At 62.7% G+C, this 16,080-nt stretch carries 14 protein-coding genes and 1 tRNA gene; 11 read left to right on the forward strand and 4 right to left on the reverse strand.

Annotated features, from left to right (window positions below; genetic code table 11):
• Positions 1 to 9: 9 nt before the first annotated feature.
• Positions 10 to 1,356, reverse strand: coding sequence for a sulfatase (locus OB905_04285; protein ID MCU4925206.1), 1,347 nt, complete (start codon positions 1,354 to 1,356; stop codon positions 10 to 12).
• A gap of 138 nt (positions 1,357 to 1,494) precedes the next feature.
• Here OB905_04285 and OB905_04290 point away from each other — a divergent pair, with 138 nt between their 5' ends.
• From OB905_04290 to OB905_04310, 5 genes are all read left to right on the forward strand, one after another.
• The gene (locus OB905_04290; protein ID MCU4925207.1) at positions 1,495 to 2,352 is read left to right on the forward strand and encodes a ParA family protein; all 858 of its coding nucleotides are present in this window, start codon (positions 1,495 to 1,497) and stop codon (positions 2,350 to 2,352) included.
• An 81-nt stretch (positions 2,353 to 2,433) separates the two neighbouring features.
• The gene (gene ribH, locus OB905_04295; protein ID MCU4925208.1) at positions 2,434 to 2,889 is read left to right on the forward strand and encodes a 6,7-dimethyl-8-ribityllumazine synthase; all 456 of its coding nucleotides are present in this window, start codon (positions 2,434 to 2,436) and stop codon (positions 2,887 to 2,889) included.
• Between the two features lie 12 nt (positions 2,890 to 2,901).
• On the forward strand, positions 2,902 to 4,050 hold the full coding sequence (locus tag OB905_04300) for a pyridoxal phosphate-dependent aminotransferase (GenBank protein MCU4925209.1): 1,149 nt from the start codon (positions 2,902 to 2,904) through the stop codon (positions 4,048 to 4,050).
• Positions 4,051 to 4,200: 150 nt separating this feature from the next.
• Positions 4,201 to 4,950 (forward strand): HNH endonuclease, encoded by a 750-nt coding sequence (locus OB905_04305; protein ID MCU4925210.1) that lies wholly within the window; start codon positions 4,201 to 4,203, stop codon positions 4,948 to 4,950.
• 35 nt (positions 4,951 to 4,985) lie between these two features.
• Positions 4,986 to 5,089 (forward strand) — tRNA-Gln (locus OB905_04310).
• 315 nt (positions 5,090 to 5,404) lie between these two features.
• Here OB905_04310 and OB905_04315 read toward each other — a convergent pair.
• Positions 5,405 to 5,581, reverse strand: coding sequence for a hypothetical protein (locus tag OB905_04315; GenBank protein MCU4925211.1), 177 nt, complete (start codon positions 5,579 to 5,581; stop codon positions 5,405 to 5,407).
• 130 nt (positions 5,582 to 5,711) lie between these two features.
• Here OB905_04315 and leuS point away from each other — a divergent pair, with 130 nt between their 5' ends.
• The 4 genes from leuS (at position 5,712) to OB905_04335 (ending at position 11,947) form a co-directional block, all read left to right on the forward strand.
• Positions 5,712 to 8,384, forward strand: a complete 2,673-nt coding sequence (gene leuS, locus OB905_04320) for a leucine--tRNA ligase (GenBank protein ID MCU4925212.1) — start codon at positions 5,712 to 5,714, stop codon at positions 8,382 to 8,384.
• Positions 8,385 to 8,485: 101 nt separating this feature from the next.
• Entirely contained in the window at positions 8,486 to 8,758 is a 273-nt protein-coding gene (locus OB905_04325; protein ID MCU4925213.1) for a hypothetical protein, read from the forward strand.
• 66 nt (positions 8,759 to 8,824) lie between these two features.
• Entirely contained in the window at positions 8,825 to 9,427 is a 603-nt protein-coding gene (locus OB905_04330; GenBank protein ID MCU4925214.1) for a DUF420 domain-containing protein, read from the forward strand.
• Positions 9,428 to 9,526: 99 nt separating this feature from the next.
• A complete protein-coding gene (locus OB905_04335) occupies positions 9,527 to 11,947 on the forward strand; it encodes a PAS domain S-box protein (protein MCU4925215.1) in 2,421 nt (806 codons plus the stop codon).
• Between the two features lie 40 nt (positions 11,948 to 11,987).
• Here OB905_04335 and OB905_04340 read toward each other — a convergent pair whose 3' ends face one another.
• Both OB905_04340 and OB905_04345 read right to left on the reverse strand, forming a co-directional pair.
• Positions 11,988 to 12,758 carry an ABC transporter permease gene (locus OB905_04340; protein ID MCU4925216.1) on the reverse strand — a complete coding sequence of 257 codons (771 nt, stop codon included), beginning with the start codon at positions 12,756 to 12,758 and terminating at the stop codon, positions 11,988 to 11,990.
• Between the two features lie 29 nt (positions 12,759 to 12,787).
• Entirely contained in the window at positions 12,788 to 13,747 is a 960-nt protein-coding gene (locus OB905_04345) for an ABC transporter ATP-binding protein (GenBank protein MCU4925217.1), read from the reverse strand.
• Positions 13,748 to 13,876: 129 nt separating this feature from the next.
• Here OB905_04345 and OB905_04350 point away from each other — a divergent pair, with 129 nt between their 5' ends.
• Complete coding sequence (locus tag OB905_04350; GenBank protein MCU4925218.1) at positions 13,877 to 14,833, forward strand: TIGR03557 family F420-dependent LLM class oxidoreductase; 957 nt, start codon at positions 13,877 to 13,879, stop codon at positions 14,831 to 14,833.
• Between the two features lie 183 nt (positions 14,834 to 15,016).
• Positions 15,017 to 16,078, forward strand: a complete 1,062-nt coding sequence (locus tag OB905_04355) for a hypothetical protein (GenBank protein ID MCU4925219.1) — start codon at positions 15,017 to 15,019, stop codon at positions 16,076 to 16,078.
• Positions 16,079 to 16,080 lie beyond the last annotated feature (2 nt).

The raw sequence follows: 16,080 nt of genomic DNA on the forward strand, positions 1-16,080 counted from the left end.
GTCTCCCTCTCATCCGTCGTGTTTCCAGTCGTAGACCTCGTCGACGTCGCCGGGTGGAACCGGTCCGTCGAGCAGTGGATCGTCAGTTTCGTCCATCCAGGTGTGCAGTTGCGCCGAGAGCTCCTCTCGAATGTCCTGGTAGTGGGGTTCGAGAACGACGTTTTCGTCTTCGCCGGGTCCCTTCTCGAGATCGTATAGCTCCTCGTACGGCCTGGGTGGCATTCCGTAGGACTCGCGCACCTCGCGACCGGCCTCGCTCGCGAAGATATCTGCCGAGAGGTACACCTCCGGCAGGTGCCAGAAGTTCCGGATGTACTTGTAGCGGTCCGTCCGGATCGCACGCACTGGATTGTACATGTCGTGCCAGGTCATCTCCGCGAAGAGCCGCTCCCGTGGATCGTCGCTCTCACCGGTTAGCTCCGCAAGGACGCTCCGTCCGTCGACGGCCTCGGGAACGTCACAGTCGAGGAGTTCGAGAATCGTCGGCAGAATGTCGACGTTGCTGACCAACCCGTCGTAGCGCCGGCCCCCGTCGAACACGCCGGGGTACCACAGCAAGAGCGCGGCCTCGATCCCGGGGTCGTAGCAGCTTCCTTTCGCCCGCGGGAAGGCGATGCCGTGCTCGGTCGTGAAGACGAGCAGCGTCTCCTCGGCCAGCCCCGTTTGCTCGAGAGCGTCGACGATCGTCCCGACGCCGTCGTCGACCGCCCGAACCATCCCGTGCATCTCGGAGAGATCGTGCCTGATTCCCCGACGGTCAGGGAGATACGAAAGTGGCTGGACGTCGGCCGGATCGGGTGTCTCGTAGCTATCCCCGTCGAACCCGAACCGACCGTTGTCCTCCTCTACTCGGTGGAGTTCGAAGAAGCCGACCGAGGCGAAAAACGGCTCGGGAGCCGACCGTTCTTCGAGAAACCGCTCGACGACGTCGGCGACGTTTCGGGCACGGTTTGCCTCGTGAACAGCCGGAGAGACCCCTGGATACAGATTCCCCTCCGAGTGGACGTGGTCGTAGCCGAGCCGGTCGGTATCCTGGCTGATGTGCTGGAGACCGAACAGGTGAGTCTCGTACCCCGCATCGCTCAGGTAGTGTGGGAGGATACGCTCGCCGTCGTGTAACTCCCAACTGCCGTGAGCGAGCCCCATCAACCCGTTTACGTGCGGATAGCGACCGGTCATGAGACTTCCCCGCGAAGGCGAGCACTGCGGTGCGGTCACGAAGTGGTTCTCTGCGGTAACGCCACGGTCGGCCAACTCGTCGATTCGGGGCGTCTTGACGTCGACACCGTACGTACCGAGGTACCGTCCGAGATCGTGACAGTGGACGAGAAGGACGTTCGGGCGCGTGTCTGCCATACGCCGTTCCACGACGACCCGCCCGAAAACCCTTCCAGTGTCTCTCAGTCAGCGATCCGGTATCGAGACGGTGCGATCCGACATCGGCGGGATCGCGATGTGACAGTCCTTTTGACCGCCGCGTTCCGTACGTGACGTATGCACTCGTACACGGTCTGGTCGAGCGAGCCAAATACGGGCGCGACGACGCTCGCGGCGAACCTGGCCCGCGCACACGCCGATCGCGGCAAGCGCGTCCTCGCGATCGACTTCTCCCCGCCGGGAGACGGACTCACGGCCCACTACGGCCTCGACCCAGCGCCAGACGACGCGGACAACATCGTCTTACATCTCTTAGAAGACGAGCAGGGAGCGTTCGAGGAGCTGATCGAGCCCGCCGAACCGGGCGTCGACCTCGTTCCGACCCACTCCCATCTCGACTCGCTCTCGGAGACCTTAGCGCAGAACGCAACTCTTGCGGAGCTGTCGGCTCCCAAACAGAATTACACCTATCCAACATCCGAACAGCTCCGACGAGTCCTGCTCGACTCGACGGTGTTCTACGAGTACGACCTGATTGTCATCGACGCTGCACCCGGGGTCGACGAACACGTACTCAACGCCGTCTACGCCTCCCCACATCTCGTGGTTCCGGTGGATTCGTCGGACGCGACAGAGCGCGTCGCCGAGTCGGTCGACGAGCTCGAAGCCGAGTTCGACGACGCAAATCTCACAGTGCTTGGCGCCGTACGCAACCGAGCTACCAGCGGCGACGCCACAGCTGAGGCGTCCGGACCGGGCGCAGACGAGGGTGCCGTTTCGCTCTTTTCCGCGTCGATTCCCGAGGCACCAGGACTGTTCGCCGACGCTCGAGAGAACGGCTGCAGCATCTTCGAACTCGCAGACGATAGCGCACACCGTGAGCTCGAAGCGGATGAGCAGGACGTCCTCGACGCGTTCGGGGCGCTCGCAGCGGCGGTCTCCCGTCGGCTCGAGGATCCTGCGTCGAGTCCCTGACCGGGAATCGATTGGCACTGCGAGACGGCGACTGCGGTCCAGAACGGTATCTCTTTTAGTCGGCCACTCCACGAACCGCGTATGACCGCGCTCGGACTGGTGGTCGCGGAGTTCAACCGGCCGATCACCGAGGAGATGGAACAGACGGCGCTCGACGCCGCGGGTGACGCCGGCGTGACCGTCTCCGAGACGGTACACGTCCCTGGCGCCTACGACGCTCCGCTGGCAGCCGACCGCCTCGCTCGTCGCGAGTCGATCGACGCCGTCGCCGTCCTCGGGGCCGTCATTACCGGCGACACCGACCACGATCGAGTGATCGCCGACGCGATCGCCGGGCGACTCGCCGACGTGAGCCTAGAGCGCGACACACCAGTCACCCTCGGCGTCACCGGGCCGGGAATGTCTGCGGCAGAAGCCCGCGAGCGCGTCGAGAACGCGGCCACGGCCGTCGAGGGCGCGATCGATCTCGCGACCTCGCTTCCCGATTCGAAACCGGCCGCCGGGAGCGATCCGGCAGACGACCCCAGTTCGCAGTGAGTCTCTGATACCATGACCATGGAATTTACCGACCGCGTAACCCGAGTCGAACCGTCCGCAACGCTCGCGATTTCCGCGCTCGCGACCGAACTCGAGGCCGACGGCGCAGACGTCGTCGACCTCTCGGTCGGGGAGCCGGACTTCCCGACGCCCCAAAACATCATCGACGCCGGCCAGGACGCCATGGACGCCGGCCACACCGGCTACACCACCTCCGCTGGCATCCTCGCGCTTCGAGAAGCTATCTCGGAGAAGCTCGCTGACGACGGTCTCGATCATACGACCGACGAGATCATCGTCACGCCCGGCGCCAAGCAGGCGCTGTACGAAATCGTGCAGGCGCTCGTACAGGCCGGCGACGAGGTCGTCCTGCTCGACCCGGCGTGGGTCTCTTACGAGGCGATGGTGAAGATGGCCGGTGGCTCGCTCTCGCGTGTCGACCTCTCGGGACACGACTTCCAACTCGAGCCCGCACTCGACGACCTCAGTGAGGCCGTCTCGGACGAGACCGAACTGCTGATCGTCAACTCGCCGTCGAATCCCACCGGTTCCGTCTACTCCGATGCAGCTCTGGAGGGCGTCCGCGACCTCGCCGTCGAGCACGACATCACCGTCATCTCCGACGAGATCTACAAGGAGATTACCTACGGCGTCGAGCCGACCAGTCTCGGCACGCTCGAGGGAATGGCAGACCGCACCGTCACGGTCAACGGCTTCTCCAAGGCCTACTCGATGACCGGCTGGCGCCTAGGCTACTTCGCAGGTCCCGAGGACCTGATCGACCAGTGTGGCAAACTCCACAGCCACTCCGTCTCCTCGGCCGTCAACTTCGTCCAGCACGCCGGCATCGAGGCGCTGGAAAACACCGACGAGGCCGTCACGGAGATGACCGAGGCCTTCGAGGGACGCCGCGATCTCGTCGTCGATCTCCTGGCAGCGCACGACGTCGACGTCGCGGTACCCGAGGGCGCGTTCTACATGATGCTCCCGGTCGATGAGGACGACCAGGCCTGGTGTGAAGGCGCTATCGAGGACGCCCACGTCGCAACGGTTCCCGGCAGCGCCTTTGGCACGCCCGGCTACGCGCGGATCTCCTACGCCGCAAGCGAGGAGCGACTCGAGGAAGGAATCGAGCGGCTGGCTGACGAAGGTTACCTGTAAGCCCGTCTCACAACCCCCGCAACCGACCGCGCATTACCTCGGTTTCTGTACGTCGTCAGTGCAGTCGCATCGGTAGCATGCGTCTCCGATTTCGCCGCCCACCAGCGCCGCGTTCTCAGGTTTATCAGGGATGGCGAAGCCACTCACCGCATGGACTGCCCGACGTGTGGCAAGTCACTACGGACGGAACAAGGGATGCGCCAACATCACACCAAAGTCCACGACAAACCGATCCCGAATCGGACCTGTAATGGGTGTGAAACGGAGTTTTACGACTCGAAGGCTCGCCGCGAGTTCTGCGAGAACTGTAACCCAAACGCTGGTGAGCACAACGGGAACTGGAACGGTGGGAACGAAACGACGACCTGTAAACTGTGTGGGGAGACGTTCGAATACTACCCGTCCGACAAGCTGGGTGTGTACTGTCCTGATTGCGTCGAAGCCGCTGACGGGCAGATTCCGGAGAACCCGTCGACGAAGGGGCCGCGAGTGCAGACGAACTGTCGCCACTGCGCCGCGGTTCTGGAGATTCGCCCGTCCCGGATCGAGTCGCGGACCCGCGGCGTCTTCTGTTCACTCGAGTGCTACGGCGGCTGGCTCTCGGCGAATGTCGTCGGGCCGGACCACCACCAGTGGGAGGGCGGTCCGATCGAGTACGGACGCGAGTGGTGGCGAATTCGACGGCAGGCACTCGAACGGGACGGCTACGAGTGTCAGGAGTGTGGCGCCGGACCGGACGAACTCGGCCGGAATCCGGACGTCCACCACCAGACTCCCGTTCGATCGTTCGGCGAGCCCGAAGACGCGCACACGCTGGACAACGTGATCTCGCTCTGTCGACCGTGTCATCGGCGCGCAGAGTCGAAGACCAGGTCGGCGTCGACTGCCGACGAAAAGTAACACTATTGTACCGAGAAAGCAGTAGCAGTTGATGGAGTCCCGTGGTGTAGTGGCCAATCATATGGGCCTTTGGACGTACTCGGTCCAGGCCGATTACGGAAGATAGCCCATGACGGCGGTTCGAATCCGCCCGGGACTATTCAAATTTTCAATATTTGGTTCGTAGCGTAGCTAGTGTAGTGATCACACGCAAAGTCTGTCATGGGCAATGGTGGCAAACGCGCGAAACGCCACAACCTGTCGCGAGCAGTCGTTATCACTCTGAAACGAAAGAAGCAACGCCGCACACAGCCCGAAGAGGGCGATAGGATGGCTCCTACCGCCCGTCTCGGGTGCGATAGTCATGAATCGCCCACTGGGGGCGTGTGGTAGCGTACCCCCCTTTCCCAGTAGGCATCGATATATTCGTCTCTGTATACATAAATCTAGAGGGTGAATTCAAAGATGGACGGAGTCAGCGGCCCAAAAGCACAAAGACGATCAGTAGCGAGACTGCGAGGATGGGGAGAAGCGGAACTCCGCCCAGCGTCGCCGTCTCGACCGGTTCGGGAAGGTCAACGACCCAGAGAAGCACGACCGAGACAGGGAAAATCGTGATCGCAGCCACGACTGTCGTCCAAATTGAGGTCATGGGTACACCGACAGTGGTGTCGCTATTAACCGTAGCCTCGATTCTCAGCACGTGTGTGTCGGCGCTGTCGGACGAGCGGCCGAACAATGATATAGCCGGCACACCCAGTTTCCAGTAACGGACCCCGACAATGACGAGCCACTACGACCACGCGCAGGTACAGGAGTTTTGGCAGTACGTCTGGGAGCGCGACGACGTCTACGCACTCCCCGAAGACGCCACAGATCCGACGTACGTGCTCGGTATGTTTCCGTACACGTCGGGGACGCTCCACATGGGACACATCCGGAACTACGCGATTACGGACGCGTACGCCCGATATCGGCGGATGCAAGGTGACGACGTGCTCCATCCGATGGGGTGGGACGCGTTCGGTCTCCCCGCCGAAAATGCTGCCCATGAGCGTGCGAGTGATCCCGGATCGTGGACGCAGGCGTGCATCCGGCGGATGCGTGAGGGACTCGAGGCGATGGGCTTTGGCTACGACTGGGATCGGGAGATCACCACCTGCGAGCCGAGCTACTACCGGTGGAATCAGTGGCTGTTCAAACGCTTTCACGAAGCCGGTCTCGTCGATTACGAGGCCGCCTCTGTCAACTGGTGTCCAGACTGCGAGACCGTCCTCGCCGACGCGCAGGTCGAAGTTCGAGAGGACGCTGCGGAGCCGATCGAAGGTGCGTCTGAGAGCGAAATTCACGCCGGGGAAACCCGGGTCTGCTGGCGCTGTGAGACCCCTGTCGGGAGACGCGAACTCGACCAGTGGTTCTTTACGATCACCGACTACGCCGAGGAGTTAGACGCTGGACTCGACGACCTCGAGGAGTGGCCCGAGGGCGTCCGAGAGATGCAACGTAACTGGATCGGTCGCCAGGAGGGCGCACACATCGCCTTCGAGGTCGCGGACCACGGATCAGTCGACGTCTTTACGACGAGACCCGAGACGGTCGGCGGCGCGACCTACCTCGCGGTGTCGCCGGGCCACGAGCTGGCCGAAGCGCTCGCCGAAGCCGACGACGCGGTCGCGGAGTACGTCCGAACCGCCCGGGAGCGCGATCCCAGTGAAGTCGGCTTCTCTGGCGTGGCAACCGAGGCGACGGCCGTCAATCCCCTCACGGGAGCAGCGCTGCCGGTGTACGTCGCGGGCTACGTGCTCGACGACGTCGGCACCGGCGCCGTGATGGGCGTTCCGGGGCACAACGAGCGCGACCACGCGTTCGCGACCGAGCACGGGCTCCCGGTCGAGCAAGTGATCGAACCCGAGGAGAGTAGCGAAGAGGAAGGAGCTCCCTACACAGGAGAGGGAAGCGTCGCCGACGATGGGGCGTACGACGGTGTCCCGAGCGAGGAGGCCCGCGAACGCCTCGTTGCCGAACACGAGGCGGTCGAGGAGGCGGTGACCTATCGTCTTCGCGACTGGCTCATCTCGCGTCAGCGCTACTGGGGGACGCCGATTCCGATGGTTCACTGCGAGGACTGCGGGCGCGTCCCGGTTCCCGACGAGGATCTCCCCGTCGAACTCCCAGAGTTCGTTCGGACGACAGGGAATCCGCTCGACGAGGCCGATGAATGGAAAGAGACGACCTGTCCCGACTGTGGCGGCCCGGCAGCGCGCGAGACCGACACGATGGATACCTTCGTCGACTCCTCGTGGTACTTCCTGCGGTTTCTCTCACCCGAGTACGACGAGGGTCCCTTCGATCCCGACCGGGCCGCAGAGTGGATGCCGATCGACGTCTACGTCGGAGGCGAGGAACACGCCGTGTTGCACCTGCTCTATATCCGCTTCGTTACCCGAGCGCTCGCCGATATGGGACTCCTCGAGGATCGGGAGCCGGTTTCCCGACTCGTCAGCCAGGGTGCGGTGTTGTACGAGGGGGAGAAGATGTCGAACACGCGTGAGAACGTGGTCACACCCGGCGAGTACGGCGCGGAGACGACGCGGCTGTTCGTCCTCTCGGCGGCCCACCCCGAACAGGACTTCGAGTGGACGGCCAACAACGTCCGCGGCGTCTACGACCTCCAGCAGTCGCTGTACGGAATGGCGACGGCGTTCATCGACGAGACAGAGACCCGCATAGAGCGGACGGATCGAGACGAGTATCTGGATCACGAGATCGATCGAACGATCGCTGCCACGACCGAGGAGTACGAGCGGTTCCGGTTTCACCGAGCGGTCAGCGAGATTCAGGGGCTGGCACGGCTCCTCCGACGGTATCGGGAGTACGGCACGCCCCACGAAGCGGTCTACCGGCGCGGGCTGTTGACGCTATCGGCGCTGATCGCCCCGATGGCGCCCCACCTCGGAGAGGAACTGTGGAACAAGCTTCGGGGAGACGGGCTCGTCGTCCTCGCGGACTGGCCCGAACCCGAGAGCGAGACGGGTCGGTACCGAGCGGAGCGCCGAACCGTCGAGCGAACGATCGCAGACGTCAGAGACATCGTCGACACCGCCTCCATCGAAGACCCCGACCGCATCGAACTGACCGTCGCGGCGCCGTGGAAGTACCGCGTCCTCACGCACCTGATCGAGGCGGACGACGAGGGCGCGGCGATCGAAGCAGCCCTGGCCGACGACGCGATCGACGTCGGCCGGGAACGGACGGCGGCGGTTGCAAGCGAGACGACACCGCCGCGGGGCGAGCCCGGACCGCTCGCCGACGCCGACGCCGAGTACGCAGTGCTCTCACAGGCGCGGTGGCTCTTCGAAGACGAGTTCGGCGCCTCGGTCACGATTCACCGAGAATCCAAGCGATCGACCGAAACCGACGCCAGGCCGGGAAAACCTGCGATCGAAATCGCGTAGCCCGCTCCAGGCGTCGATTTCGGGCGGATGACTTCGTGTGGGTTGTGTCCGCACCATACATGAACAGTTTTATTTCACCGGACTTGATACCTCCCGATAAGATGGTCGAGGGCGGAGATAGCATCGATACGCGCATCCAGACATCGCCGAGTTGGGCAGTCGTGGAAGCAGTAGCGGATGCCGAAGGAATTTCAGCCGACGAACTCGAACCACCCGAGTACGAGGCGTTACACGACGTTATCGATCCGGACGCACTGAACGCGCTCTTTTCACCGCGGGGACAGACTGCCGACCGTGATGGGGGCACTGTTATCTTTAACTACTGTAACTACGAGGTCATCGTCGAGAGTGACGGCTCCGTTCGGCTCGAGTAAGTACTTCGTCACGGTGCAGTAGTGCGAAGAACAAGACACATAGCGCCCCCGTTCTAACGCACACCGATGGCAACTGCGACTGCGAGACGGCAGATCCGGGACCGGCCACTCGGTGTGACGGTAGTTTTGAGCATCATCGGCTATGCGCTGGTCATCGGAACGTTCCTCCTCGACCTTCCGATCTACCCCGACCTGACGAACGCGCAGGTAAACCTGCTGACCCACGCCGTTGCGGTGACCAACCTGGTGACGACGGTACTGCTGGTACTTGGCTGGTACTGGATCCGGCGCAACGAGGTTGCCAAACACCGGGCCGCGATGATCGGTGCGTTCGTGACGATCATCCTGTTTCTGGTGTTGTACCTCACGCGGGTCGGCGGTGGTGACGGCGAGAAGCTGTTCGTCGGGCCCGATCTGTACTACTACGCATACCTGATCATGCTCGCGATCCACATCATCCTCTCGATCGTGGCCGTTCCGGTCGTCCTCTACGCGTTGCTTCTCGGGCTGACCCACACCCCGGCGGAACTGAAACACACTGCCCACGCTCGAGTGGGTCGGATTGCCGCCGGATCGTGGATCCTCAGTCTCGTCCTCGGCATCGTCACCTATCTGATGCTCAACCACATCTTCAGTTACGAGTTCGGACTGGTCGTTCCGCTCGTGTAAGTAGCCAGTACTGGGAATCTTCTCAGTCTCGAATTGCCGAATGAGACAGGATTCGGCCTAAGCCAGTAACTTATCCCAATCGAGGGCCTCAAGATGGATATGAGTGAACGGGCCGACCCCTCTGAAATGGCGTTCGAGGAGAATACGGATGACACCGAGGCCCTACAGTACTATCGCACCCTCGTTAGTACGATCGACGATGGGATCTATCGACTCGACGCTGAGGACCGCCTCGTCTCGGTCAACGACGCCATCGTCGAGAGTACCGGGTACATGCGCAACGAGCTGCTCGGCGAGCACGTGTCCGCCCTCTTCGGTGACGACAGTGCGACGATCGAACGCGAGATAGAGCGTCTCCGAGCGACCGCCGCCGATCAAATCGAGCCCCTCGATCTTACTATAGAAACCGCCGAACGAGGACCGATTCCGTGTAAAGTGCGGATGAATGTGCTCGACGTGGGCGAGACCGCGCAGGAAGCAGTCGGCATTGTTCGTGAAACTGGCGACCGCGAACAGCCGGAGTCGGAAGCGACCGAAGCGACCTTTCGGCGACTGTTCGAGAACGTGCCCGGCAACTATCTCATCGTCCAGCCCGGAGACTACGAAATCGTGGCCGTGAGCGATGCCTATCTGGACGCGACGATGACCGAGCGGGCGGAGATCCTGGGCAAGACGTTGTTCGAGATCTTTCCGAACAACCCCGACGATCCGGCCGAGGGTGTCGGAAATCTGCGGGAATCCCTCGATACCGTAGCGAAGACCGGTGAAGCGGACACCATGCCGGTGACACATTACCCGATTCCCGACCGCGAGTCCGATGACAACGAGTTCGAGGAGCGGTGGTGGAGTCCGATCAATTCACCGGTGTTCGACACGGGTGGCGAACTCGACTACATCGTCCACAGCGTCGAGGACATCACGCCGATCGTCGAGGAACTCTTCGCAGACGGAGAGGAGCAGTTGCTACAGGATTCGAGCACGGCGGAGCCTCAGCTCGCATCGGACGTCGTGTTACGTGGACAGGAGTTACTCCAACAGGCAAAACAAGAAGCATACGAGCAACTACGCGAGAGCGAAGAGCGCTTTCGCGCGTTGGTTACTACCACGTCAGACGCGGTGTTCAGCATGAGTGCAGACTGGAGCGAGATGCGCAGTGTAGAGGGGTCAGATTTCCTCGCAGACACCGACACACAAGGGGCCTCGTGGATTGAACAATACGTTCCGTCCGAAGACCAACTGCGCGTTCAGGAAGCTATTGACGAAGCCACTCGAACGAAAAGCAGCGTCGAGCTGGAACACCGGGTCGTTTGCGAAGACGGCACCGTCGCCTGGATCGTGTTACGTGCGACACCGCTGCTGGATGAAAACGACGAAATCACGCAGTGGCTAGGGACGGCCAACGACGTAACCCAGCGGGTCGAACGAGAGCGCTATCACGAGGACGCAAAAGAGCGCCTGGAGGCGGCGACCGAAGCCGGCGCTGTCGGGACCTGGGAGTGGCATATTCCCGAGGACCGGATGGTCACGGGCGCATCGTTCGCCACGAAGTTCGGGATCGATCCCGACGCGGCCACCGAGGGCGTTTCGCTCGACCAGTTCATCTCGGCGATTCACGACGACGATCGCGAGCGGGTCGAACAACGGGTCGAGGACGCCATCGAATCGGGGGAGGAGTACGAAGAGGAGTACCGCGTCTGGGACGCCGACGACGAACTCCGGTGGGTCGTCGCGCGCGGTCACGTCGAGTACGACGGCGACGGAAATCCCGTCACGTTCCCCGGTGCACTGGCCGATATCACCGAGCGAAAGCAGTTCGAGCAGCGACTCGGGGAATCCAACAAGCGTCTGGAACAGTTCGCCTACGCCGCCTCACACGACTTACAAGAGCCCCTACGGATGGTCTCGAGCTATCTGCAGTTGATTGAGGACCGCTACATGGATGAACTCGACGATGACGGTGCGGAGTTCCTTGAGTTCGCCATCAACGGTGCCGACCGGATGCGAGACATGATCGAGGGGTTACTCGAGTATTCGCGGGTCGAAACGCGTGGAGATCCCTTCGAGCCGGTTGATCTGGACGCCGTTCTCGCGGATGTCCGCACGGACCTTCAGGTGGTGATCGACGAGAACGGCGCCGAGATCACAGCCGAATCGCTGCCTCGCGTCGAGGGAGACCCAGGACAGTTACGCCAGCTATTCCAGAACCTGCTTTCGAACGCAACCGAGTACAGCGGCGACGAGCCGCCACAGGTAGATATTTCGGCTGTGCAGAACGGTTCGGAGGTACGCGTCTCAGTCACCGACAAGGGGATCGGTATCGATCCGGACGACAGAGGGCGGATCTTCGAGATCTTCGAGAGCCTACACGCACAGGACGAGCACTCGGGAACGGGGATCGGGCTCGCGCTCTGTAAGCGCATCGTCGAGCGCCACGGTGGCGACATCTGGGTCGACTCCGAACCGGGTGCAGGTGCAACCTTCTCGTTTACGCTCCCTGCTGCAAGCAGTCAGGAGGCGTGAACGCACTCAACTGGCCAGCTGGGTCGGCTCCAGTCTGAGTTTAGTCCGTCCGCGGGATCGAGCGCGCCCCGAGCGCGAACGCAACGATGGCGATACCCGCGAGGATCGCCAGATTTGCGAGCGCCGGGTCGACGCCCGCAATCTCGGGCGTGGCGGCGTCGGGAGAGGTCGCCGCTCGAACGCCGCGGGCGAAGTACGTAAGCGGCGAGAGCGCCACGAACGGTTCGAACCAGCCTGGAAGCTGCTCGAGCGAGACGAACGTCTCCGAGAGAAAGAGCAGTGGGAGGCCGATCGCGTTGCTCGCGGCGATGGCGCCGTCCTGGGAGTCGGCGTAGCTGCCGAGCATCGCGCCGATACCACAGAAACAGACGACGCCGATGAGGATGTAGGGAACCAGCAGCGGGGAGAAGACGATCTCCGCGCCCGTCAAGACGATCACGAGTCCGAGGATGAGAACGCTGGCGAGACCGATGATCGCCGCGTTGACGATCGTCTGGGCGAGTAGCCACTCGCCTCTGGTCAACGGCGTCGTCGCGAGTTTTTCGAAGCGGTTCCCCTCCCGGTGGCGGGCGACCTCGCTGCCGAGTCGCGAGAGGGGCGTAAAGAGGACGACGACCGCCAGGTAGCCCGGCACGTAGTACGCCGGCGCCTCGGTAAAGAGTCCGTCGCCGGTGGGATCGGTTCGGACGAGCGCCCCGAAGATGACGATCAGGATCACCGGGAAGAAAAAGGTGAAAAAGACCGCTGTTCGACGACGAGCGAACGAGCGCCAGCCGGCGCCGACCGCGGCGCCGACGCGACCCGCACGCACCGAGAGACCGCTGCGCTCACGGGACGCGCTCACGGCCGCACCTCCGGTTCGGCGGCGTTTTCCTCGGTTTCGAGTCGGGCAGTCCGCGCTTGCTCTGTATCATCTGCAAGCGCCAGGTAGACGTCCTCCAGATCCGGTTCGCTCCACGAGAGTCCGGTGTAGGTGACGCCCGCTGCCGCTAGGTCGTCGACGACATCGCCGATATCTGTCGGGGCGACGTCGTGAACGACGAGTGTACCCTCCCGGACCGATGTCCGATGTGCGAGCGCGTCGTCGAGCGTTCCATCACCAGCAGAAGCAGCCTCAGTTTCGACGGTGAGGGTGCGCTCTCCACCGTGGGCCGTGACGAGCGCGTCCGGGGCGCCGGTCGCGACGAGTTCGCCGCCTGCGAGGAGCCCAACGCGGTCGGCGAGACGCTCGGCCTCGGCCATATCGTGAGTGGTCAGAATAACGGTCGTCCCGCCCGCTGCCAGGTCCTCGACGAGGCGCCAGACGGTTCGGCGACCGGCCGGGTCGATCCCGGTCGTCGGCTCGTCGAGAAAGAGCACGTCGGGGTCGTTGACGAGCGTCGCGCCGACGCAGACGCGCCGTTGCTGACCTCCCGAGAGCTCCTCGTACCAGGTGTCGCCCGCGTCGACGAGTCCGACATCGGCGAGCACCGCCTCGGGATCGCGCGCCTCAGTATAGAGGCCGGAGTAGTAGGCGAGTAGCTCGCGGGCAGTGAGCCGATCCGGCGGTGAGAACGCCTGCGGGAGAACGCCCAGCCGGTCCCGATCGACGGTCGCCGGGGGCGCGCCCAGTACGCGGACGGTTCCCGAATCCGGCCTCGTCGTTCCCGTCAGTGCGCGGACGAGCGTCGTCTTTCCGGCGCCGTTCGGGCCGATCAGCGCGAACACCTCCCCACGTTCGACGGATAGCGACGCCGACGCGAGCGCGACCGTCTCGCCGTAGCGTTTCTCGAGCGCCGTTGCCTCGACGACGGCTTCCATACGAGAGGATACCGAACGGGCGCGGGTAAGCGGTTCGATTTTCGGCGTCTGTCGTGGTGCGACGGCTGAGTGGGGGCGCGTTGTGTTCGCAGGGCCAACGGTTAGAACGCCGTTCGTGATTTCTTCGGTATGGTCGAGCTCGGCTACACGCTCTCGAGCGAGGAACACGGCCCGAACGAACTCGTCGACATCGCGGCTCGCGCCGAGGCGGCAGGCTTTGACTTCGTCTCGGTCTCCGATCACTTCCACCCGTGGATCTCGGCGCAGGGCGAATCACCGTTCGTCTGGTCGGTTCTCGCCGGAATCGCCCGCGCAACCGACGAGATCGAGATCGGTGTTGGCGTCACCTGCCCAACAATCCGTATCCACCCGGTGAACGTCGCCCAGGCGGTCGCCACCACCCAGGTGATGGCCGACGGCCGGTTCACCTTCGGTGTCGGCACCGGTGAAAATCTAAACGAGCACGTCACAGGTGCGCGCTGGCCGCCCCACAACGTTCGCATGGAGATGCTAGAGGAGGCGATGGCCGCAATGCGCAAGCTCTGGACCGGCGAGACCGTCACCCACCGCGGCGAGCACTACACGATCGAGAACGCGAGACTGTACACCGTCCCCGAGGAGATTCCCGACGTCGTTGTCTCTGCGTTCGGTCCACAGGCTGCCCGACTGGCCGCCGAGGAGGGAGACGGTCTCTGGACGGTGGGGATAAAAGAGACCGTCCGCGAGCGCTACGTCGACGCCGGCGGCGAGGGGCCGAGATACACTCAGATCGACGTCTGCTACGCCGACAGCGAGGACGAAGCGATTGACACCGTCTACGAGCAGTGGCCGAACACGGCACTGCCGGGGGAGCTGAGTCAGGTGCTCCCGACGCCTGCCCACTTCGAGCAGGCGACGCAGATGATCGAGCGCGAGGACATCGCCGAAGGGTCGACGGTGACGAGCCAGGAACCGGAAGCACATATTGCGTCCATCGAAGAGGCGATCGACGCGGGCTTCGATCACGTCTACGTCCACCAGGTCGGCGACCGGCAGGCGGAGGCGATCGAGTTCTACGAGAACGAGGTGCTGCCAGCGTTCTCCTGATCCGTGCCAAGTGTATACATACACCAGCAGATAGTCTGTCTGACAAGAGAGGTGCGTACCATCGCTTTTTCTCAGTACGTAGACTTCGAATGCGAGTATGAACAATCCCCACACATAGTTGACAGACAGCGCCAATGTAATCGATAGCAACAATTAAGAGTGTTGTCGCACACCACACGAGGGATGAGACACAGCGACGCCGCCCTCCTGGTCGTCGTTGGCATGGTCCTCCTGGCGGGCTGTGCTGAGATGACGACAACAACAGAGGTCGCTGCCGACGGTGAGATCGAGGAGTTGACCGTACAAGCAGAGGTTGAAAAAGATGCCTACGAGAGCTTCGAAGCGGAAGTAGAAGAGAGTGGGCACGACTCTGTCGAGTCGTTCCTCGAAGACGAAGTCACCGAGGGTATCGGTGATTCTGCGCTCGGTTCGGTGACGACCGCAACTGAGCCAGTCGAAAATGACAGGTATCTCCTGACGGTGACGGTAACCCACGTCAATCCGGACGCACTCGGTGACGTCACCGTCACCGTCGAGGACGGGACAATGTACTACGAGAGCACCGACGTGTTCAACCGTAACTTCGCTGGCAACACCTACGAGTTCGACGATGCATTCGATGATGACAACGGGTTCGGGATCAATGACGATCTCTTCGGCGGCGTCGAGGATGGTGACAACGGATACGGCGAGAGTCTGGACGAACTCTTCGAGGAGTACGAAGAGGACATCTGGATCGAGTACTCGGTGACGATGCCGGGGGAGATCATCGATCACAACGCCCACCAGATCAGCGACGACGATCGGACCGCGACATGGGGATACATGGGCGACGAAATCGAGACGGTCTACGTCGAAAGTGAGATCGACGGTATAAATGGCGACGATGGATCCGACGACGGGGCCAACGATTCAACCGGTAGTGATGATGGAGGTGCAGACGACGAAAGCACGGACGATGGGGGTGCGGACGACGACGGTGACGATTCGATTGACAGCGACGACGAACAGACGGACAATGAGAGTACAGACGATGGCGGTAGTGTCTTCGACGATGGCGGCGTGTTCGATGACACACCGAGCGACGACGGAGTTGCTGACGAAGGCGACACACCGAGCGACGACGGGAATGACCACGACGACGATGGCGGGAGCGTAAGCGACTCGATACCTGGCTTCGGGATCAGCGCCATCGTGTTCAGTTCGCTGCTGGCCGGGGCTATCTTGGTGTTGCGACTTCGGTAGAC

The organism is Halobacteria archaeon AArc-dxtr1 (genome assembly GCA_025517425.1).
GTDB lineage: Archaea > Halobacteriota > Halobacteria > Halobacteriales > Natrialbaceae > Halostagnicola.